General features: G+C 47.6%; 1 protein-coding gene. It reads left to right on the forward strand.

Annotated elements, in window-relative coordinates:
• A partial coding sequence (locus AACW06_RS20320; protein ID WP_192076406.1) for an IS66 family transposase occupies positions 1 to 296 on the forward strand: 296 nt, incomplete at both ends.

Below are 296 nucleotides of genomic sequence, written 5' to 3' on the forward strand. Positions count from 1 at the left end.
GCCCCGTGAACTTTTTGGGCGATTACTCAGGCTATCTACAAAGTGATGGTTACGCGGCTTATGACGGATTAACCAACGTGGCTAATGTCGGTTGTTTCGCTCACGCACGCCGTAAGTTCATGGAGGCAAAAAAGCTTCAGGGCAAAGGTAAGTCAGGTAAAGCGGATGCGGCGTTATCCAAAATCCAAAAGTTGTACGCACTTGAATCTCGATTAAAACTGGCTTCGGTCGAAGAGCGTTGGACAGAAAGACAAGCGCAGGCTAAACCGATGTTGGATGACTTCTATGACTGGTTA

It is taken from the genome of Vibrio sp. S12_S33 (genome assembly GCF_963889785.1).
Lineage (GTDB): Bacteria > Pseudomonadota > Gammaproteobacteria > Enterobacterales > Vibrionaceae > Vibrio > Vibrio aestuarianus.